Consider the following 20,819-nt stretch of genomic DNA (forward strand, 5'->3'; position numbering starts at 1 on the left):
TTCGTGAATTCCTTTCTGCTAAGCTTTTGAATCAAATAATTTCATTCGGCTGCTCTTCGGAAGCTCAGCTTTAATTGATTTGCTGTAATTGAAGTTGTTGTCCTTAGGAACCAGCATATCGTATGAAATAGAGATGAATTGCAGTGCGTCTCTCGTGAGCTGCCTATTCATCTCATTCACTTCTTTCAATCGTCCGAGAACGTTTGAAAGAGAATCATATAGTTGTTCCAGCTCTTCCTTTTCACCGCCTGAGGTTTTGGCAATACATGCGGAAATGGTGTTATTTTCGCTGTATCCCAGAAAGACGGAGGTTGCTTTGATCCGGTCATCTTCTGTTTGGCCGATTGCCTGAATATATTTTTGCTCTTTTGTCAAAATGTTAGAAAGCTCTTTTGTTTTGCCGGCTTTGAGCGCTTCCGTCTTTTCCTCAGAAAGCGTGAGCAGGTGCTCATGCAGAACGCAAAGTCGCTTCATTAGTTCAATAATTGGCTTTGCTGACATGGGCTTTCTCCTTTTTATTGCTTTTTATAAAAATTAATCATATTTTTTGCTATATGATTTGCGTCTACTTTGTATGACCCATTTTCAATTTGCGCTTTAAGCTGCTCAATTTTTTCCTGGCGTGAACCAGTGACTGCGTCGGATGTATTTTGCAATTCCTTAGCCTGTGTCGAAATTTCAATTTTATCTTGAGGCTGTGCAGCTGTTTTTTGCACCGTTTGCTTTTCATAACTTTTTTGGTATGGATTAACGGATTGTGTTCCAAATTGATTGATTTTCATAGGATTCCTCTCGCTTTCCGTTGCAGTCTTTAAACAATCTTAACCCTTTTATCGACTGCGTTTTCCGTTAGTTTAGGGAATCAGCTGTTTTTGGTATTATAGGCATAGTATGTGTCTTTTTTACTATTTTCCTTCTCGATTTTCAGGGCATCCTCGTGGTTCAAATGATCCATTTGAGCCTTTATATCGGACTGGCAAGCCTTGCAGAATTTGCCTTCCCGAATCAATGTCCCACACCTTTCACAAGGGTATGCCAAATTAGGGAGATGAGTGATTTGAATGCGTTTTTGCCTAATGAATTTCAATATCAGCTCTTCTTCTACACCTGTTTCCTCGGTTATCCGGCTTAATGTCGATAGCCGGTTTTCCTGTTTCCTTAAAAACTTATATACAATCTCAAATGATTTTTCTTCTTCCTTAATACATGTCTGACATACGGTTTGCAGCTTTGTTTTTAAGAATAAAGCATTGCATTTCGGGCAATTCGCCAGTTCTCCCATCTTTTTTCTCCTTATTCAATAATATGCCTGTGTTAATTTCTAGTGATTATATCGGCATAAAAACAGAATCATTTAGCTTCTGATTAAGGTAAAAGATGCCACTGAAGCGGCTTTTCCTTTCTCTAATAAACAGCGGGCTGCAAAATGCAAAGTGGCGCCTGTTGTATAAAGATCGTCTATTAAAATGATATTCATACCTTCGGCTGAGTTGTTTTCTGTATCAAAAATACGCGCTGAAAGCAGGCGTTCTGTTTTCTTTTTCTTAGACTGTTTCTCATTATTCAGGCGGATGAGGGGATGGTGGATAGGCCGGTCTAAACATTCCGCCAGGAGCTGTGCCTGGTTAAATCCTCGCTCTTCTTCCCGTTCCTTACTCAGCGGAATAGGAACAAGAACAAAATGCTTATCGGGGTAAACCTCTGAAAAGGTTGAAGAAAAATCACTTTTAAAAGCATTTATGATTTCTGCATCTCCTCTAAATTTAAAACGGGAGAGCGTTTCTTTCATCACATCATTATATGTGTAAACTGAACGGTTTTGGCGCAGCAGCAAGCTGTCACGGACTCTTGATTTCCACGCCTCACAATCTCTGCATACCGCATGAACGGATTGAGGTCTTCCGCATAGGGTGCAGATATGTCCTGTGATTTTCTTTAATTTGCTTCTGCAGGTATGGCAGACCTTTTCTTCAGGCTTTAATAAAAAAAGAGCTCTCCATGTAATAGCTTGATAAAATGGCGAATCACATAATAGACAAATCAGTTTATAAATGCCCCCTCCTGCTTCATTTGGCATAAATCGCTTGGACTCTCTGATACCACAGCAGCAGATTCAGCCAAAATGACAAGCATAGCCGTGTTTTTTTGTTTATCTACCAGCTCAGCTTTTGTATATGCGATCTTTTTAAGATCAGTGACGTAAGATGGTCTTACTTTATTTAAAGAAAGTGCCAATACATCGTTTTTGCATACTTGGCAAGTGCAGGTCATATGAAGCTGATCCATATATCGGTCGAGCAGTTCTTTCATTACGATTTCTTTTGAATTGACAAGCATTTTTACAGCTCCTCATCGTCAGTTATATGAGTATACTGTACCACGTTTTCAAGTAATGGCTAGTCTGTACATTCATTTTTTGCTGCCAAGGCATTCATTTCTTTTATATGCTTTTTTGCATCCAGCATACTCTTTGTTTTTCCGTAGTGAAAGAAAATGACATCACCGTCTGCATGCTCTTTATGCCGTCCGGTTCTTCCTGCGATTTGAACAAGTGCACTTTCCGTAAAGATAGGCGATTCCGCCCCTAATACACCTGTTTGCACTTTGGGAATCGTGACGCCTCTTTCTAATATTGTTGTGGTGATTAAGAGATCAAGCTGACCGTCTCTAAATTGCTGTACTTTCTCTTTTCTTTGTTTATCTTCCGCATGCACTGCCGCTGCTCGGCAATTAACATCTTTAAAGCATGCACCTGCCTTTTCCAGAACAGAAACGGAGGGAACAAACAAAAAAACAGGCCTCCCTTCTTTCACATGAAACTCTATCCATCTTTTTACCGCTAGCGGGATTTTATTTCGGTATAATTTCTTTTTCCAGTTTCCGCACCATAGAAAGCGCGGTTCAGGCAAAGGTTTCCTGTGGTGTCGAGTTGGAATGCGTACTGAATGTAACTGTCCGTTCAGTGTTTTTCTTTTTAATTCTTTAGGAGGTGTTGCACTTACATAAACAAGGGTGCTGCTTTTCTTTCTAGCTTTTTGAACAGCGAATTGAAGAGTTTGATCAGCAGAATACGGAAAAGCATCAACTTCGTCAATGATCATAACATCGAATGCTTCTTTATACCTCAAAAGCTGATGTGTGGTGGAAATCATAAGCGGAGATAAGCACCCTTTGTCATCACTTCCTCCGTAAAGTGCTGAAATGTCAGCACACTGAAAGGCAGCCTTAAGTCTAGGAGCAAGCTCTAATACCACATCGGTGCGGGGTGTCGCAATACATACACGCAACCCTTGATTTAATGCAGATTCTATACCGGGGAATAACATCTCTGTTTTGCCAGCGCCGCAAACTGCCCAAATGAGGAGCTCTTCTTTTTTAGCTATTGCATCAATTAAGACATTGGCAGCTTTTTGCTGACCGCTTGAGAGCTTGCCATCCCATGTCAGCTTTACTTGTTGCCAGCTTGGTTCATCCTTCCCTATCCACGAATATAAAAGAACATCCTCACTCACTCTGCCCATCATGACACAGGAACGGCAATACAGCTGATTCTTTCCAGATGAGAGATAAAAAGAAAAATACCGCTGATCATTTTGGCCGCACCTATTACACTTATACCCCCGTTTGTTTATAGATATAGAGTTTTGAGCTGCAATATATCCATTCTTGATATGCCATTCAATCAACTCATCGGAAAATGGGAGTTCGGTTCTGAGCAAATGACGGCTTTGAAGCGTCTGCTGCAATTCTTTTGAAAAAGAAATGTTCTTTTCAGCTGGCACGATCAGCATAGCACCGCCTCCTTTCGAGACAGTATGCCTTAGTGAATATTTTCTGTCCAGCAATCAAAATATAAATATAAAAAAATCTCCGTGCTAAAACGGAGATTTTACGTTATTTAAAACACCAGCAAATTCCTAGCGCACCCTCACCCAAATGAGTGCCGATTACCGCGCCAAAATAACTGTTATAAAATTCAACGTGGGGATATTTTACAGAAAGCTCTTCAATGATTTTCGCTGCTTCTTCTTCTCGATTAGCGTGGATAACAGCAGCACGCATAGGCAATCCTTTACTCGCATCTTCGTCTAAAAGCTCATAAATTCGCGAAATAGCTTTTTTTCGTGTTCGAATCTTCTCAAAAGGCACAATTACCTTATTGTCAAAATGAAGAATAGGCTTTACCTTTAGTAGACTCCCAATAAAGGCTTGGGCGCTGCTTAATCGTCCGCCCCGCTGAAGATGGGCTAAATCATCTACCATAAAATACGCCCGAACTGTTTTTTTCATTTCTTCCAGTTCTTTTATGATATCTTCCGGCGATGATGCTCCATTTCTGATTAATTCAGCAGCTTTTAGAGCATAAAAGCCTTGAGCCAAACAGCTGATCTCTGAGTCAAATGGATACACTTTAATATTGTCGACCATTGTGTCAGCTGTTGCTGCACTGCTGAACGTTCCGCTGATCTCGCTGGAAAGATGGATACTGATGACCGCATCATAAGACTTTCCAAGCTCTTCATACAAATCAACCAGCTCGCCGATTGACGGCTGAGAAGTCGTTGGAAGCTCGGTATGTTTTTTTACTTCATCGTAAAAGCTTTTCCAGTCCAGTTCAATTTCTTCACGACAAGTTTCTTCCCCTAAAACAACCTGGAGAGGGATCATATGTATTTGATGTTGTTCACGCATTTCTTTCGGAATATACGCTGTGCTGTCTGTTACGACTGCAATATTCATAGATTCGATACCTGCCTTATTGCTTTATTACTCTATTGTAAGGGAAAGGGCAGCCTAAAAAAAGACCTGCCCAGTAAAAGGCAAGTCTCGTATTATACTATCTCATTTCTACCCAGCCATTTTTAATGGCGACCACAACGGCTTGCGTCCGGTCGTTTACATTCATTTTTTGCAAAATATTGCTCACATGGTTTTTCACGGTTTTCTCACTGATAAACAATGATTCACCAATACCGCGGTTGCTTTTTCCGTCTGCAAGCATCTGCAGCACTTCACATTCCCGCCGAGTTAAAATATGTAATGGTCTGCGGATTTCAGGATAGACCTCATGCTGAGGGTGTGCAGAAACTCCGCTTGTAGCAAGGCGGCGGAATTCGTTAACGAGATTGTGAGTAACCTTCGGATGAAGGTAAGAACCGCCCTCGGCAACTACTTTAACCGCTTCGATTAATGTATCAGCATCCATCTCTTTCAGCAGATAACCTCTTGCGCCTGTTTTCAGGGCATGTGTTACATAATTTTCGTCATCATGAATTGATAGAATAATTACTTTAGATTCAGGATACAGCTCTACAAGCTGTTTTGTAGCTTCCACACCATTTACGTTTGGCATATTGATATCCATGATCACAACATCAGGATGATAGTGCTCAACAATACGAGCCGCTTCGTCTCCGTCGTCACCTTCGGCTACCACTTCAAAGGTAGGTTCAAAATCCAATATCCGTTTAACACCTTCACGAAATAACTGATGGTCGTCGATAATAACAATGTTTACTTTAGTCACAAGCCACGCCTCCTTGTATTATTGTTCTATATACTCTAGTATTCGGTCAATATGCCTTTTGGCTCTATTTTACAAATCATAGTCAAAGAGATAACGGAACCTTAATCATAATAAATGTCCCAAGACCTATTTTTGAATCTATTGTTATGGTTCCTTCCAATAAATCTACTCTTTCTTTCATGCCCAGCAAGCCGAATGATTTGTTTTTCTTCTCTTTCGCTTCCTTCAGATCGAACCCTTTTCCGTTATCTTTTATCATTAAAATCACAAAATCCTTTGTAATTTCAACTTTGACTGTAATTTCTTCAGATTCAGAATGCTTTAGCGCATTAGACACAGCTTCCTGTGCGAGCCTGAAGAGCGCAACTTCAAACTGAGGCGCAAGCCGCTTATCCTCTGTTTCACCAATGCACTGAAAATGTATTTTGACCTTCCCGTTATATTCTTCGGTTGTATATAGATATTTTCTTAAAGTTGGAATTAGGCCTAGGTCATCAAGGGCCATCGGTCTTAAATCATATATAATCCTTCTCACTTCGTAAAGGGCATTCCGCACATTTTGACGGAGATTTTTAATTTCTTGGAATCCGTCCTCAGCGCCCCGGTCACGGAAAATTCGCTCGATTAATTCCGATCTCATCATCACATTTGCCAGCATTTGAGCAGGTCCATCATGAATTTCTCTAGAGACTCTTTTTCGCTCTTCTTCCTGTGCCTCAATAATTCTTAAGCCGAAATCCTGTTTTGCCTGGGCATCAGCAAGAAGCAGTCCGACCTCGCGCAAATCCTGATTCAAGTAGTTGAGCACAACTGTTATTTGGCTTACTAATGATTCAGACCGCTCAATGATCTCTTGAAGCCCTAACAATCTTCGCTCTAAATCATCCCGGCGCTCCCGCAGTTGCTTCTCACGCTGCTGAATCATCGTCAACTCTACCTGCAGCTTATGGGCTTTTTCGTAAGCATTGCGAATTTCTTCTTCACTAAACCTATGAAAATTGCGGCTGACCTCGGATAACCGGTTTCTCGCATGGCGGGTTTGCACTTCAAGTTTATCACCAAGCTCAATCACTTCATATACCTGCTGTTTAATTTGTTTCAGTTCTTCAACCAGCTGTTCATACTGCTGGCGTGACTGCTCCCCGATTTGAAAAACCTCGTCCTTGCTCCCGTCAACGGTTTTCAGCATCTTCATCAAAATAGAATCCAGAACTTTGGAATCCATCTTTGTTTTATTCATAATTTCCCTCCGTCACGGCGTTGTCATATATTTTTATTATAAATGTAATTGATATGCAAATTATGTCGAATTATAATGAAAGAATGCGTATATTCTAGAAAAAAACAATTTTATATACCTTCCATTCTTTATGATACCAAAATACGCACAAAAATTCTAAAGACTGTACGAATTTGTATAGGCAGTCTTTTATGCTTAGCAGGGGGTCAGCAAGCATGCTGCACAGCTATTTTACTGTGAAAGAAGCAGGAGAACACGAGATTGTTATAGAAAAATCGCGTTTTATCTGTCATTTAAGCCGTGTTTCTACCGAACAAGAAGCACAGGAATTTATACAAAAAATAAAGAAACAGCACTGGAATGCGACTCATAATTGCTCGGCTTACGTAATTGGCGAGAACGATCATATCCAAAAAGCCAATGATGACGGAGAACCAAGCGGAACAGCGGGAGTGCCGATGCTTGAAGTATTAAAAAAACGCGGACTTAAGGATACTTGCGCCGTTGTTACACGATACTTCGGAGGCATTAAACTTGGAGCCGGCGGATTAATTCGCGCTTATGGGAAGTCAGTGTCTGAAGGATTAAATCATATAGGGATTGTAGAACGGAAGCTTATGCGGGTCATGCATACTTCCGCAGATTACACTTGGCTTGGCAAGATTGAAAATGAATTAAGGGAATCACAATTTCTGTTAAAGGAAATCCATTATGCCGAAAATGTAGAATTCGAAACATACGTGGAAGAAAAAGAAACAAACACATTTTCTGAGTGGATGACAGAACTGACAAATGGAAAGAGTGATATTAAAGAGGGAGAGTTGACGTATCTTGAAAAAGCCGTCAATCACATAAAGGAGACTGAATAATGGCTGAACGCGTTAGAGTGCGTGTGCGAAAAAAGAAAAAGAGCAAGCGCAGGAAAATTTTAAAACGATTTATGTTATTGTTTGCCCTTGCATTATTGGTAGTCGTAGGGCTAGGTGGATATAAGCTTTATAAAACCATTAACGCTGCGGATGATTCATACGATGCCCTTTCCCGCGGAAATAAGTCAAATCTTCGCAGTGAAGTCGTAGACATGAAGAAAAAACCATTTTCTATTTTATTTATGGGAATAGAGGATTACGCAACTAATGGACAAAAAGGGAGATCAGACTCTCTTATAGTGGTTACCCTTGATCCAAAAAATAAAACCATGAAAATGTTGAGCATTCCGCGTGATACACGTGTGCAATTGGCCAGTGACACAACCGGAAGCAAAACAAAGATTAATGCCGCTTACAGCAAAGGCGGAAAAGATGAGACAGTTGAAACTGTTGAAAACTTCTTGCAAATTCCGATCGATAAATATGTCACAGTTGATTTTGACGGATTTAAAGATGTGATTAATGAAGTTGGCGGCATTGATGTAGATGTGCCTTTCGATTTCGATGAAAAAAGTGATGTAGACGAAAGCAAACGGATCTACTTCAAAAAAGGCGAGATGCACTTAAACGGCGAAGAAGCCTTGGCATATGCCCGTATGAGAAAACAGGATAAACGTGGAGACTTTGGCCGTAATGACAGGCAGAAACAAATTTTAAATGCAATAATTGACCGAATGTCAAGTGTAAGCAACATTGCAAAGATCGATAAAATCGCAGAAAAAGCCAGTGAAAACGTTGAAACCAATATTCGCATTACGGAAGGTTTAGCACTGCAGCAGATTTACAGCGGCTTTACCAGCAAGAAAATCGACACGTTGAGCATCACAGGTTCTGATTTGTATTTAGGGCCTAACAACACATATTACTTTGAACCTGATGCCACAAATCTGGAGAAAGTCAGAAAAACGCTCCAAGAGCATTTAGATTACACTCCAGATACAAGCAGCACTGGCACAGATGAAAGTACAACAACTGACGGTACGACAAGCGGAAGCAGCTATTCGAATGACAGCAGCACAAACACAAACAGTACAACGAATTCAACAACTAATTCATCTTATTAAAAAAAATGCCCGGTCCTTAGAGGATCGGGCATTTTTTCACAGAAGAAACTCCGGCACAAAAGCCGGAGTATTTTATTTAATTTCTTTTCACCAGCCGTTTATAAAATTTCGTAAACGGCTTAAATTTTTCATTCACGAGTCCTGTCACTTCAGCTATGATCTGCATAAAAATAATTAAAATGAAGATAATAAACAAAGAGAGCCAAATTGTGGCACTTTTTAGTACAATTGCACTTATGCTGAAAATAAATCCAATCAAATAAATGACAAGAACTGACATCCGATGTGAAAGGCCAAAGGCCATCAGTCTATGGTGGATATGCGACTTGTCGGGTGCCGAAATCGGCTGTTTGTTTAAAATTCTTCTGATGATAGCAAATGTTGTGTCAAAAATCGGCACGCCTAATATAATAATCGGGATAACGATACTGAACAATGTTACACTTTTGTACAGGCCTAATAATGAAAGAATCGAAATACAATACCCTAGAAAAAGTGATCCTGTATCACCCATAAAGATTTTTGCCGGATGAAAGTTGTGGAACAAAAATCCAAGCGTACTGGCGATAACCACCAATGAGAGTGACAGAATAAGTACTTTTCCGCCGGATAGAGCCATAACGGCGATCGTTGACAGGCCGATAACAGAAAGACCGGCAGCAAGGCCATCCAGACCGTCAATCAGGTTGATCGCATTTGTGATGCCGACAATCCATAAAACTGTCAGCGGATAAGCCAGCCATCCTAGCTCAAACCGCTCCTCTAAAAAAGGCACTGAGAAAAAGTCCATTTTTAAACCGGTGCTTACAATCATAATGGCAACACCTAATTGAATCAAAAACTTAACTTTTGCACTTAATTGATATTTATCGTCAAGAATACCTAACACAATAATGATGAACGCTCCGACTGTAATAGCCGTCATTCTTGTTTCTGTGTAAATACCGGATGCAAGCACGCCTGCAACCACCCCGATAAATATGGCCAGCCCGCCCATCCGGGGCATAACTTTATCATGTACTTTTCGATTGCTGGGCTGGTCAACTGCGCCTATTTTAATCGCAATCCTTTTTACGATTGGGGTTATGATTAAAACTGTCAGCAGCGAGACAATAAACGCAACAACAATGCGAATCATGCGTTCGTCAAGCATAAAGAAGTCTCCTTTGGAATTAAATGAAGTCTTTATTTATATAGAGAACCGTTCCTTCCATTATACCTTCTCCTTAGTTATTATAACAAGCTTCATCAAAAAGAAACACGTATAATCAAAAAATGCGCATCCCAAATTATAGGACTACGCATGTTTTTGAATCCCTGTATATTTCATAATTTGTTTAAATAAGCAGTTCCAATCCTGTGCGCGGGCGATGTTTTGGCGCATTTCTTTATACGTTTCATCCCCGTTTTGACCGATTACTTTTTCGCACGCAGCTATAAAATCAAGCGGATGATCACCTTCTACATATTCGTATACATACGGCTTTTTTATTTTTGAGGTAGACGGAAGATTAGAGCCGACGACAGGCTTTCCAGCCGCTAAAAATTCAAAAAGCTTCAGCGGAAACACGGCTTGATTATACGATGATTTTTTATATGGCATGATGCCGATATCGATAAGCTCCATGTAATGAGGAACTTCTTTCGGATCAGCCGGACCGGACCATATGACATTGGGAAGCCTCAGAAGCTCTTGAAACGAAACATCACCATTGGTAGCATCCGGACCGACCCATAAAAATGTCCAATCAGGCTTTTGCAGCGCAGCCTCTTCAATCATTTTAAAATCGAGCTTCGGTTTAATCCCGCCGATAAAGCCTAATACTGTTCCTTCTCTCCCCTGCAATATGCTGCGATCGGGAGCCGCTTTATTTGCAGAAAACAGCTCATATTCAACACCGTTTTCGACAGTATGCACCTTTTCTCGTCCTGCAGTTAGTTTTTTGTCTACTTCTTTGTGAAGATAATCCGAAGAACAGGTAATGGAATCTGCACGGTGTATAATTCTCAGCTCTGCCGATTTAATAACTTTTCTCCGGAATTCAGACAGCAGATTTGAACGGCCGCTGATCGGCGCCGCCCATAAATCACTGCAATCATAAATGACCTGATCCCAGTGATACAGCGATGACAGCAGCGGGAATCCGGGGAACGTATACCATAAACAGCAGCGTTCACCGTTTGCAGAAGCAGATGCCAGTTCATCAAGTAATGGTGCTAGCTTATGTCTGTAAAAGACATCTGTATATCGTCCGAAACGAAACATTTTTTTCTGCAGCAAGTCTTTGATAGCGAATTGCCTGATGCCTGAATGAACTTGCTGAAATTCATTCCCTTGGGTGCGCGGAGCCGGACACACCCAAATGACCTCCTTCGTTTCCTCCTGAGCAGCTAAAAATTCCGCCAGCCGGTGCCTTCTGTATCTCAATTGGTCTTTCCCCCATTCAGCAGTGGCAACGATGACATGAATGATTGCTTCTTTTGTTTCCACCTTCATCACCTTTTCTCTCTGTTTGCGGTTATAATCTTTTTTTCACCGCGTTTTTTGCATATTGAACAAAGCACCATGTTGCTTTCATTAAATGTAACCGTTCGATCTCCCTGTAGACAAACCACGTTTTTTTAGCAGCCTTCCATTTGTTGCTGGATATCGAGTTGTTGACAAGCCTATATTCAGCGAGACATTCATTCAAACCATATGCGTTAAATCCCTTTTTCAAAAGAGACAGCCATGTGGCCAAGTCCTGTCTCGTTCTGATATTTGGCATTTGGATCTGTCCCGTTTGCTCCCTGTCAATCATCACCGTCAAGCAGCCGATAATCGTATTTTTAAGAGCGTCATCGTACGTCAGGCTTTCCGGGGTATGAATAAATTTATCGAGCGGGGTTCCGTCCTGCGCCATTAAGCTGTAGCCTGTGAAAGAAAACGCACAGGAACGTTCCATCATAAACTCAAGCTGCTTTTCCAATTTGTCTTTTTTCCATTTGTCATCACTATCCAGAAATGCTACGTAACGTCCTTGAGCACGCTCCAATGCTTTATTCCGAGCAACCGCAGCTCCGCTGTTCTCCTCCAGATACACCACATGAATTCTTTCATCTATCTTTTCATACTGCTGTAAAATGTCACGTGTGCCATCCGTTGAGCAATCATCCACGATAATCATTTCCCATTGAGAGTGGCTCTGATCTAACACTGAATGAATTGTGTCTTCAATATAGTCACGCGCATTAAACGAAGGCGTAATGACAGATACGAGAGGTTTCCAATTGGTCATGATCACATCTCCATCGTATGATTTTAAAGGGATTCCCTAAAAAATTCAGGAATGACAACGAACATAAAGGCAATCGTGAGGCCGATCATAACTCCGAGAACCGCTTTCTTTTTCGGAGACATTCCATCGCCTGCTGTCTCACTTACGGTTACAGAATCAGTGACACTGGCCGCTTTCAAATTAAGCTGCGTGTTTTTCAGCTCATACAAAAATCTCTCTTTATCCACTTTGGAATCCTCGCTCACCGACTCACCTTCGAGCGCGTCTATGCTGCGGCGGATGACAGCTTCTCTTTCTGCATACAGTTTTTGATCGTTTTTGAGAAAAGTAGAGGAAATGGCGTTTAAGACGGATTCCGTTTTATCCTTATCCTTGTCGCTATAGCTCAATGTCAGCAAAGATTTGGATTCCGTTTTGATGGTAAGCTTCTCTTTGATTTCTGCCAAATCTTCATCTTTTTCGTCAGGAAGTGCCTCCTTCAAAAAAGAGTCGCTATTTAGCAGAAGCGGAATTTCCTCTGTACTGTTATAAACCGGATGACCATAGCTCCCCACAGCCAAAGTGTCCTCAGCTACAAAACTATTTTGGTCAGCAATCTGTGACGGCAGGATATACCCCACCGCCCCTAATATAATGGGCACTGCTATTATCCAAATGATATTTTTTTTAATGCGACGGGCTATTCTTATCAATATATCGTTCATATAAGTCTCCCTGCTTTTTGTAGTCTGTTTATCTGTACATCGGTTCAGGCATCTGTCTGGATCGCCTTAACACATTGACGGCGGCGATGACGAGTGCCAGAAACACCCAATGAAAAAATAAATTTGAAACAGAGCTTGGGCTGATACTAGATACCAGGAAACTGACCAGAGCAGTAATAAGTCCTTCTGTGATCAGTTTTGACTGATTTTCTAATTTTCTTTCATAAAATTTGTAAAGCACCCATATGAGGTAGGCGTAAACGGCCAGATATCCCAACATGATGAACAAGCCAAAGTTAGTAAGGATTTCAACGAGCCAGTTGTGCACCTCTGCCACATTGTCAGTATCATATAAAGCATTATGCTCAAGATAATAGGATACATTCCCTGCTCCGACTCCGAATCCGTACGAATCAAGGAAAAAATGCCATGCGTTTTTCAGCAGATTGGCCCGGCCCACATTTGATGGAAGCCTGTCATGGAATGAATGCAGCGTCTGGGGTGCCAGAAACAACTCCCAAAACTTCGAATAAATTTTGCTGGCGAAAAGAACTGCAAAAATGGCAATTCCCGCCGCTGACAGCCATATGGCCATTTTTTTTAGAACAGGCGGCAATACAATGAAGATATAAACAGCAACGCCTGCAAAAATCCCCAGAAGGCTGGCTCTTGAACCGGTAGCAAAAATTAAATACAACGCACAGAGCGAAAGCACAAGGCCAATCGCCTTGATGTATCCATTCTTTATGTTTTTCATCAAAGCGATGTAAAAAAAGAAGCTGATTGATAAAAAGGTCGCAAAGTCATTTTGATTAAAAAATACCGATGTCGGATAATGCTGCTTATATTCCGGTCCGCTGTACAGCGTGGAACTCGGGAGATGATGATGGGTGATATGATTGTAAAAACCAATGATCATCAGGAATAATGTCATCACCAGCCAAATGGTATAAACAATCATCAGCCGCTCCATTTTTTGAACATACATGACAATGAGGTAAATGAAGAAAATTCCCATTGCCAATAAGGCCAAATACTTGATGCCGTATGTCACCGACTTAGCCCATAGCAGAGAAACAAGGCCGTATATAAACCATAAGGCGAAAAAGAGCAATATCCCTTTCACTTGCAGTCCGTTCCATCTTTCAATATGTGATCGATTCCGAATTATCCCGATCACATGGAGGCACCCCGCTGCAATGAGCAGAAGCCTGTAAAGGAACAAACTGAAAAACCCAAGATGTATCGCGAAAAATGCATTATTTAAAAAAGTGCAGGCGATCAAAATATAGATTACAGCCATAAAGAGCCGTTCTTTTGTTGTAAATGCGGTTGCAAGCGTCAGCGCAAACAAACCGATCGCCAACACCGCAAGTAGGGCAGCCATCTGTATGAAGCCTATATCTTTATGGATGGCTCCCAGCAATAGGACGACTCCAAATATGACAGCGGCCAGTAACGCAAGCGTATGGACCGCTGAACGTTTGATACTCACATGTTTAACCCCTTTCCTGATGTTTCAGGAGCCGGCGGCCGAGCCTAGCAGCCAGCAGCTTCAACCAAGTAACACTTTTTCTTTTTATAAATTGACGCTCCCCAAGTCTTTAGCCAATTCCTCGAGCGGCAAGCCCGGAATATACTTGTCAGTAGGTTCCGTTCCCCGAACAGCAGGACGGCCGATAGAGTGGTAAATGTATCCGGCTGCCTGCATCTCTTCAAGTGAAAATAAGTTTCTGCCGTCGATAATGATTGGCTGTCTTAAGAGGGTTTTCACCTTTACAAGCTCCATCTCTTTGACTTCCGGCCAATCCGTTAAGATCAGGCATGCATCCGTGTCCTCAATCGCATCATACATATCTGTGTAATACTCTACCTGTTCGCCAAGGATCGCTGAAGCTTCAGGAATAGCGATCGGATCGTATGCTTTTACATGTGCGCCCAGCTGTTGCAGCATTGGGATAATATCTAGAGCGGGAGCGGATCTCACATCGTTTGTATTCGGCTTGAAGGCCAATCCGAGTACAGAAATGGTTCTTCCTTTGATACTTCCCATTACAGTTAAGAGTTTATCTACAATATGAACGCGCTGTTTTTCGTTCGTTTCAATGACAGCTTCGATGAGCTTAAATGGATAGCCGGCCGATTTTGCGATTTGAAGCAGTGCGGTTGTATCTTTAGGAAAACAGGAACCGCCAAACCCAATACCCGCTTTTAGAAATTTTCTGCCAATACGGCTGTCAAGCCCCACGCCATCAGCAACTTTTGAAACATCTGCACCGACTCGCTCACAAATGTTTGCGATATCGTTGATAAAGGAAATCTTTGTCGCCAGAAATGCATTCGCGGCGTATTTAATCATTTCTGCACTTTCTAAGTTTGTTTTGATGACAGGGGCATGGAAAGGCTGGTGCAGATCCTCAATGATGGCAGCGGCTTTATGACTGGTTGAGCCAATCACGGCGCGCTCCATATTCATCGTGTCATGAATCGCTGAGCCCTCCCGAAGGAATTCAGGATTAGATACAACATCGAATGAGTATCTTCCTTTTGAAGCTTTTTGAACGATAGATAGAACCAGTTTTCCTGTTCCGACTGGAACGGTGCTTTTATTTACGATCACTTTATAGCCGTTGAGGTGCTCACCAATTGTTTTCGCTGCCGCTTTTACGTACGTTAAATCAGCTTCACCTGTTTTGGACATCGGCGTACCGACTGCAATATAAATAATGTCTGACGCCCGAATGGCGGTCGGGATATCATCAGTAAAGGACAGACGCTGATCCAGCACATTTTTTTCAACTAAGTCAGCAAGCCCTGGCTCATAGATCGGGATTACCCCATTTTTTAGACTTCTGATTTTTGATTCATCGATATCACAGCAAACCACTTTATTGCCGATCTCCGCAAAGCAAGTGCCTGACACGAGTCCTACATAACCTGTTCCAATGACAGCTATTTTTTTCACAGTGCTCATCCCTCTCCTGTAAAATGACCTTCCTATTTATATTGGTCGCAGTTCCTTCCGATTAAACGGACGTTTTCATGACCGTCTGATACTGTTGATGCAAGGCCTTGGCATTTTTTCCGGCGTCAAATTGAGCCTGCACGATTTCATACAAATCATCTGCCACTTCCGGTTTCCAAATTTGCTCATGTTCGTACAAAGTGATTGCCTCCGCCAAGTCTTGAGCAGATTTCGGTTTAATCAGCAGATGCCGATGCTTTCCGAATAACGATGCCACACCGCCAACATCCGTACAGATGACAGGAACCTTTAGCGCTAACGCCTCAATCACGACAGTCGGCATCCCCTCACTGTAGGAAGGAAGCACGAACATGTCTGCCGCAAGCAAATAGTCTCTTACCTTATGATTCGGTACTTGGCCAGTGACGATATGTCCTTTCTGGGTCAGCATTGATTTTGCAGGTCCATCCCCGACAAAGACTGCCTTAGGAGGTTCCTTCAACGATTCGATGGCTTCAGACAGTTCAAAAATGCCTTTTTCCCTGACGAGCCGGCCCACATAGACGGCCAGACGCTGACCAAGCGGGAGCCCGAGTTTTTTTCTGATTTCTTCTTTTGTCTGCTCATTCTCCTGAAAGCGGCTAAGCTGTATGCCAATCGGCAAAACCAAGCTGTCAAAGCCAGATAGCCTTTTGGTTTCTTCCTGGAGCTTGTGACTAACTGCTAAAACAGATGACGCGGAACCTACCGCACGATTGAAGGCTTTAAACGCCCCTTTGCTGTAATGCGGATAGACATTAACATCACTGCCGTGCAAGGTCAGGACATAAGGAATTCGCTCTGAATCCGACACGACTGCCGCAGCCCCGCCCGATGGCATGGCAAAATGCGCATGGATCAGATCCGGATGTAAGTCATGCTGTTTCATCGTTTTTAAAACAGATGATGCAATTCTCCGGTGAGGCTGCGCCCACTTCAGCTGGCCGGGAACTGCTCGATAGAAAGGCCGGTAAACCGGTACCCCCTTCCTAATCTCATACTCCGGTCTGGCATCCTTTTTTCGATATGCTTTTTTCAGCATGCGGACAGGCGCAGAGTGAAAAGGCCTTGGGCATATGACGGTGATATCAAGCCCGAGCTTTTGCAGCTCTTGCACCTGTGTCTCATGAAACACACCCTCACCAGGTTTCAGGCTGCTCGGATATACGCTTGTGATCCACAAAATCTTCATGACAAACGTCCTTTTCTTAGTAGTTTGCTTTTCGTTTGAGGGTACGCTTTTACTAAAAGAAAGAGATAGCACAGCGCCCCGGCCGCCACTGAAATGGCCAGCCGTATTTCTGCCTGCAGACTGAAGTGTTCCGTACTTAGGCTCACACCAAACGCGATAATGGCCATCACGGCTGTGAGCAGAAACGGCTTGATAATCGACTGAAAATAAGCCGAAAGGTTAAGCTTGATAACATATGCCAGAAGCCAGCGCCCAATCAGGAAATTGAAAACACTAATGATGGCGTATACCCATGCGACTGTCAGCAGACTTCCCGTTTGAACGGCTGCAAACAATGACAATCCGTACAGCAGCAGTACACCGGAGTCCCAATAAAATGCTAGGTCTGCTCTTCCTTTAGCAAGCAGCACAGATCCATTTGGATTCATGAGCACTCTTAGTATCCCGACAATGGCCAGAACATTCAGGACCGGAACAGCAGCAAGCCATTTTTCTCCGAAAACCGCTGCAACAAAGGCGTCTGACACAGACACGAGCCCGATTAACAGCGGAAACGAGACAAGCGCCAGCATTTTTGTCATATTCAGAAAGCCTTCTCTGATCACACTGTTTTCATATTTGTTTTTTGCGAATACAGGGAATGCCACGCGTGTCACAATCGGATTGATCTTCAAAACCGGAATGGTGACAATCTGGTAAGCAAGGTTATAAATCCCCAATGCTTCAGCTCCAATGAAACGGCCAATCAAGATCATATCAATATTCGCTCCCAGCCTGTTCACAAGGCGGGATGAAAGCTGAAAGGCTCCGAAGGAAAAGAACTCCTTCATTCCCCTCAAATCAAAAACAAAAGCCGGGTGCCATTTTTTCCGGTATACGGCCCAATATAAAATCCCTTTACTGGACTGCAGCAGCACTTGAGAAATGACGTACGCCAAAATCGCATCCATCATAAAAACCGCTACAGCTAAATATCCGAATGACAATACATTGGAAAAAATCTCAATTTTGCTTAACGTATTAAAATGCAGCTGCTTTTGCAGCATATACTGATACTGCTGTCCGATTGGCGCGATCAAAAACATAATCGCTAAAATCCGAATCAGAAACACCAGCTCTTCCCTTTGATAAAATCCCGCAATGACGGGACTGCTCACATATAAAAGAACAAACAGCAACACGCCGGTTATAATATTAAGCCAATACAATGTTGACAGCTGGCGCTCCGTCGTATCATCCCTCTGGATTAATGCTGCGCCAAAACCCATATCAAGCACAATCTGGGCAAAAACTGTAACCGTTGTGATCATGCCGACGAGTCCAAATTCCGTTAAGGTCATCATATTTCCTAGCAGGGCAAACTGAACGATTTGTATGATTGTAATACACATGGTTGAAATACTTGTCCACTTTGCGCCGCTCAAGATTTGTTTCGTAATACTTGGCATCATATTCCCTACTTCTTTTTAAGCTCAGATTGATGGTGTATGCAGGCAATCTATTTTATCTTGCACCATCACCTGTCCAGACTACTTTACAAGTTTTTAACATAATTTTTAATTCCAAAGTGAAAGTTAGATTGCGAATGTAATATAAATCAAATATCAGCTTTTCCTTCGGCGTCATATCGTAACCGCCGTTCACCTGAGCCCAGCCGCTTAATCCCGGTTTAACTGCCAGACGCTGTGTAAAGCCTGGAATCTCATTCTGGAATTTTTCCGTAAACACAGGACGTTCCGGACGAGGGCCAATCATACTCATATCGCCTTTCAGCACATTAAATAGCTGAGGAAGCTCATCAATTCTCGTTCTTCTGATAAAAGCTCCGATCCTTGTCACCCGCGGATCTTGCTTCTGCGCCCAAACAGCCCCAGACTTCTCGGCATCTATTTTCATGGAACGAAGCTTATAAAGCTTAAATGGTTTCCCGCCTTTCCCTACGCGTTCCTGCGTATATATGGCAGGCCCCGGCGTCTCCAAACAAATCAATATTGAAAATACCGCAATCATTGGCAGCGCAATCGCCAATCCAATGAGCGCAAACCAAATATCCATTACGCGTTTTACTGCCAAATAACGAGTCGTCTTTTCAGATAATGTAAAAGAATGTATTTGCTGAACTGAGAATTCACGACCCACATTCATGCTTTTCTCTGCACTCACTGACACACACCTCACGATTTGTTTGGGATGTTATGATGACCTATGCCAGTCAGTTTAGCAGACGAATGTTAATTGGATGTAAATGGTATGTTAAGAAGTGTGAATTACGTGTTTTTTCTGATAAGTATTGTTAATACTCTTTTACTTATTATATATACAAGTACTACTCGTTTTAATCATTTCACATAAAAAAGAGACAAATCTGTGGTTAGATTTGTCTCTTGCGATTATCTGTAGTAAGATACTGTGCCATCATGAATTGCTTGGGCAGCTTTATCTTTATAAACTGCTTGTTTCAATTTACTTGCATCCGATGCATTTGTGATAAAAGCAGTCTCAACTAATACACTTGGCATTTTAGAATATTTAATAACGTAGAAACCAGCTGTTTTTACTCCCCGGTCTCTCGTTCCAAGATTAGCAGCTAACTTTGGTTGAATTTGTTCAGCCAGTCTCTTGCTATTCGCTGCTTGATATGTTGAATCGTAGTACGTCTCACTTCCATTTGGCGATGAGCTGTCATTAGCATTTGCATGTATACTGATAAATAAATCTGCTTGTGCAGAAGCAGCTTTACTTACTCTCTCCTGTAAAGAATAAAAAGTATCATTAGATCTCGACATTACTGGAAGAGCCCCTGAAGCATTTAGCTTTGTATTGACTCTTTTCGCTATATCAAGGTTAACCTCTTTTTCAAGGAGTCCATTCCCGATAGCTCCTGAATCTTGATCACCGTGGCCCGGATCAATAAAAATTGTTTCACCTACAACAGGATTCTTTAGCTGATTAGCTACTTTTGTGCTTACAGCAGGGGTGTTTCCGATTATTGTAAAGTTGGACATGTTCTTACTGCCGATGATTTTACGGGCTCCTGTAGATAAATTTTCACCATTTGTCAGGATAAGAGATTGATTCTTCTTAGCTGCTAAAGTAGCTCCTGCAATGGAGTCTGGATAACTGAATCCATTGCTTACATATACCATACTTGTAGATAAATTAAGTTTTTGTACAATGTTTGCAGCAAGCTCATATCTGTTTGAGCCGCTAATCCTTGTAGGAGAAGGCAGTTTATTATATACCGTACTGCTGATACTTCCAGTACCTCCTGCAACAATTGTACTTGTAATCCCTTTTTCTTTTATCACCGAAGTTGTCGCACTATTTATAGATGTTTTATTTGTAAAAAGAATTGGATATCCGTTTTTCGCTGCATAAGGGATAACTGCCGGAGCGTCTGCATATAAAAAACCATTTAAAATAACAGCTTTTGAAGTCGCATTCATCGCTTTTGCCACCCGTGCAGCCGTATCATAGCGGTTGCTTCCTGCAATTCGTTTAATACTTATCCCTAAGCTTTTAATCTGATTAGCAGTGTTTGCAGAAACAGCAGGTGTTCCGCCTACAATAATTACATTTTTAGTCTGCATCTCTTGCAATCTTGTTTTGGTTTCATACGAAAGTTTATCAGTATTTGTGTAAAGCAATGGTGCATTCTTCTGATAAGCAAGAGGCGCTGCTGAAATCGCATCTGCATAAGAACTTCCACCGACAATTACAGCTGTACTTGCTGTTGTATACATTTGCTTTGATATTTGTACAGCAGTGCCATATCTATTGCTGCCCCCGACTCTTTTCACCGAGTTATCGGCCAAAGCTGTTGGTACAAAAAGAATGAGTCCCAGAAAACACATTGTTAGGACTTTTATATAAGAACGCAA

Annotated in this window: 21 protein-coding genes; 2 read left to right on the forward strand and 19 right to left on the reverse strand. The window is 42.0% G+C overall.

Features of this window, described 5'->3' with window-relative positions:
• Positions 1-18: 18 nt before the first annotated feature.
• From flgN to degS, 9 genes are all read right to left on the reverse strand, one after another.
• Positions 19-501, reverse strand: a complete 483-nt coding sequence (flgN, locus tag MOF34_RS05740) for a flagellar protein FlgN (RefSeq protein ID WP_268399070.1) — start codon at positions 499-501, stop codon at positions 19-21.
• A 14-nt stretch (positions 502-515) separates the two neighbouring features.
• Entirely contained in the window at positions 516-782 is a 267-nt protein-coding gene (gene flgM, locus MOF34_RS05745; protein ID WP_019715883.1) for a flagellar biosynthesis anti-sigma factor FlgM, read from the reverse strand.
• Positions 783-862: 80 nt separating this feature from the next.
• Positions 863-1,282, reverse strand: a complete 420-nt coding sequence (locus tag MOF34_RS05750) for a TIGR03826 family flagellar region protein (protein WP_019715884.1) — start codon at positions 1,280-1,282, stop codon at positions 863-865.
• Positions 1,283-1,354: 72 nt separating this feature from the next.
• Positions 1,355-2,077 carry a ComF family protein gene (locus MOF34_RS05755; protein ID WP_268399072.1) on the reverse strand — a complete coding sequence of 241 codons (723 nt, stop codon included), beginning with the start codon at positions 2,075-2,077 and terminating at the stop codon, positions 1,355-1,357.
• Positions 2,041-2,337: a late competence development ComFB family protein gene (locus MOF34_RS05760; protein ID WP_019715886.1), complete on the reverse strand. Its 297-nt coding sequence runs from the start codon at positions 2,335-2,337 to the stop codon at positions 2,041-2,043. The genes MOF34_RS05755 and MOF34_RS05760 overlap by 37 nt, the downstream gene beginning before the upstream one ends.
• Before the next feature lie 59 nt (positions 2,338-2,396).
• Entirely contained in the window at positions 2,397-3,788 is a 1,392-nt protein-coding gene (comFA, locus tag MOF34_RS05765; protein WP_268399177.1) for an ATP-dependent helicase ComFA, read from the reverse strand.
• 106 nt (positions 3,789-3,894) lie between these two features.
• Complete coding sequence (locus MOF34_RS05770; protein ID WP_268399074.1) at positions 3,895-4,740, reverse strand: DegV family protein; 846 nt, start codon at positions 4,738-4,740, stop codon at positions 3,895-3,897.
• A 97-nt stretch (positions 4,741-4,837) separates the two neighbouring features.
• Entirely contained in the window at positions 4,838-5,527 is a 690-nt protein-coding gene (gene degU / locus MOF34_RS05775) for a two-component system response regulator DegU (RefSeq protein ID WP_003219701.1), read from the reverse strand.
• Between the two features lie 82 nt (positions 5,528-5,609).
• Positions 5,610-6,767, reverse strand: a complete 1,158-nt coding sequence (gene degS / locus MOF34_RS05780; protein WP_019715888.1) for a two-component sensor histidine kinase DegS — start codon at positions 6,765-6,767, stop codon at positions 5,610-5,612.
• Between the two features lie 215 nt (positions 6,768-6,982).
• Here degS and MOF34_RS05785 point away from each other — a divergent pair, with 215 nt between their 5' ends.
• Positions 6,983-7,636: a YigZ family protein gene (locus MOF34_RS05785; RefSeq protein ID WP_268399077.1), complete on the forward strand. Its 654-nt coding sequence runs from the start codon at positions 6,983-6,985 to the stop codon at positions 7,634-7,636.
• Positions 7,636-8,760 carry an LCP family protein gene (locus MOF34_RS05790; protein ID WP_019715890.1) on the forward strand — a complete coding sequence of 375 codons (1,125 nt, stop codon included), beginning with the start codon at positions 7,636-7,638 and terminating at the stop codon, positions 8,758-8,760. Before MOF34_RS05785 ends, MOF34_RS05790 begins: the two co-directional genes overlap by 1 nt.
• 76 nt (positions 8,761-8,836) lie before the next feature.
• Here MOF34_RS05790 and MOF34_RS05795 read toward each other — a convergent pair whose 3' ends face one another.
• From MOF34_RS05795 to lytC, 10 genes are all read right to left on the reverse strand, one after another.
• A complete protein-coding gene (locus tag MOF34_RS05795; protein WP_019715891.1) occupies positions 8,837-9,913 on the reverse strand; it encodes an MraY family glycosyltransferase in 1,077 nt (358 codons plus the stop codon).
• A 144-nt stretch (positions 9,914-10,057) separates the two neighbouring features.
• The gene (gene tuaH / locus MOF34_RS05800) at positions 10,058-11,251 is read right to left on the reverse strand and encodes a teichuronic acid biosynthesis protein TuaH (protein ID WP_268399179.1); all 1,194 of its coding nucleotides are present in this window, start codon (positions 11,249-11,251) and stop codon (positions 10,058-10,060) included.
• 28 nt (positions 11,252-11,279) lie between these two features.
• Positions 11,280-12,038 carry a teichuronic acid biosynthesis protein TuaG gene (gene tuaG, locus MOF34_RS05805; RefSeq protein ID WP_268399079.1) on the reverse strand — a complete coding sequence of 253 codons (759 nt, stop codon included), beginning with the start codon at positions 12,036-12,038 and terminating at the stop codon, positions 11,280-11,282.
• Positions 12,039-12,061: 23 nt separating this feature from the next.
• The gene (gene tuaF, locus MOF34_RS05810; protein WP_268399080.1) at positions 12,062-12,742 is read right to left on the reverse strand and encodes a teichuronic acid biosynthesis protein TuaF; all 681 of its coding nucleotides are present in this window, start codon (positions 12,740-12,742) and stop codon (positions 12,062-12,064) included.
• 28 nt (positions 12,743-12,770) lie between these two features.
• Positions 12,771-14,237 carry a teichuronic acid biosynthesis protein TuaE gene (tuaE, locus tag MOF34_RS05815; RefSeq protein WP_268399081.1) on the reverse strand — a complete coding sequence of 489 codons (1,467 nt, stop codon included), beginning with the start codon at positions 14,235-14,237 and terminating at the stop codon, positions 12,771-12,773.
• A gap of 84 nt (positions 14,238-14,321) precedes the next feature.
• On the reverse strand, positions 14,322-15,707 hold the full coding sequence (tuaD, locus tag MOF34_RS05820; RefSeq protein ID WP_268399083.1) for a UDP-glucose 6-dehydrogenase TuaD: 1,386 nt from the start codon (positions 15,705-15,707) through the stop codon (positions 14,322-14,324).
• Between the two features lie 61 nt (positions 15,708-15,768).
• On the reverse strand, positions 15,769-16,938 hold the full coding sequence (gene tuaC, locus MOF34_RS05825) for a teichuronic acid biosynthesis protein TuaC (protein WP_268399085.1): 1,170 nt from the start codon (positions 16,936-16,938) through the stop codon (positions 15,769-15,771).
• A complete protein-coding gene (gene tuaB, locus MOF34_RS05830; RefSeq protein ID WP_268399181.1) occupies positions 16,935-18,386 on the reverse strand; it encodes a teichuronic acid biosynthesis protein TuaB in 1,452 nt (483 codons plus the stop codon). Before tuaB ends, tuaC begins: the two co-directional genes overlap by 4 nt.
• A 55-nt stretch (positions 18,387-18,441) precedes the next feature.
• On the reverse strand, positions 18,442-19,101 hold the full coding sequence (locus MOF34_RS05835; protein WP_019715899.1) for a sugar transferase: 660 nt from the start codon (positions 19,099-19,101) through the stop codon (positions 18,442-18,444).
• Positions 19,102-19,328: 227 nt separating this feature from the next.
• Positions 19,329-20,819 (reverse strand): N-acetylmuramoyl-L-alanine amidase LytC, encoded by a 1,491-nt coding sequence (gene lytC, locus MOF34_RS05840; RefSeq protein WP_019715900.1) that lies wholly within the window; start codon positions 20,817-20,819, stop codon positions 19,329-19,331.

This window comes from Bacillus sp. T17B1 (assembly GCF_026796395.1).
GTDB lineage: Bacteria > Bacillota > Bacilli > Bacillales > Bacillaceae > Bacillus > Bacillus spizizenii_A.

Bases quoted from the DNA above. Each gene is read 5' to 3' on its own strand.
- tuaF (WP_268399080.1), bottom strand. From the start codon at position 12,742: ATGAACGATATATTGATAAGAATAGCCCGTCGCATTAAAAAAAATATC.
- flgM (WP_019715883.1), bottom strand. From the start codon at position 782: ATGAAAATCAATCAATTTGGAACACAATCCGTTAATCCATACCAAAAA.
- MOF34_RS05770 (WP_268399074.1), bottom strand. From the start codon at position 4,740: ATGAATATTGCAGTCGTAACAGACAGCACAGCGTATATTCCGAAAGAA.
- tuaC (WP_268399085.1), bottom strand. From the start codon at position 16,938: ATGAAGATTTTGTGGATCACAAGCGTATATCCGAGCAGCCTGAAACCT.
- MOF34_RS05750 (WP_019715884.1), bottom strand. From the start codon at position 1,282: ATGGGAGAACTGGCGAATTGCCCGAAATGCAATGCTTTATTCTTAAAA.
- tuaG (WP_268399079.1), bottom strand. From the start codon at position 12,038: ATGACCAATTGGAAACCTCTCGTATCTGTCATTACGCCTTCGTTTAAT.
- MOF34_RS05760 (WP_019715886.1), bottom strand. From the start codon at position 2,337: ATGCTTGTCAATTCAAAAGAAATCGTAATGAAAGAACTGCTCGACCGA.
- degS (WP_019715888.1), bottom strand. From the start codon at position 6,767: ATGAATAAAACAAAGATGGATTCCAAAGTTCTGGATTCTATTTTGATG.
- MOF34_RS05785 (WP_268399077.1), top strand. From the start codon at position 6,983: ATGCTGCACAGCTATTTTACTGTGAAAGAAGCAGGAGAACACGAGATT.
- flgN (WP_268399070.1), bottom strand. From the start codon at position 501: ATGTCAGCAAAGCCAATTATTGAACTAATGAAGCGACTTTGCGTTCTG.
- MOF34_RS05790 (WP_019715890.1), top strand. From the start codon at position 7,636: ATGGCTGAACGCGTTAGAGTGCGTGTGCGAAAAAAGAAAAAGAGCAAG.
- MOF34_RS05795 (WP_019715891.1), bottom strand. From the start codon at position 9,913: ATGCTTGACGAACGCATGATTCGCATTGTTGTTGCGTTTATTGTCTCG.
- MOF34_RS05755 (WP_268399072.1), bottom strand. From the start codon at position 2,077: ATGCCAAATGAAGCAGGAGGGGGCATTTATAAACTGATTTGTCTATTA.
- tuaB (WP_268399181.1), bottom strand. From the start codon at position 18,386: ATGCCAAGTATTACGAAACAAATCTTGAGCGGCGCAAAGTGGACAAGT.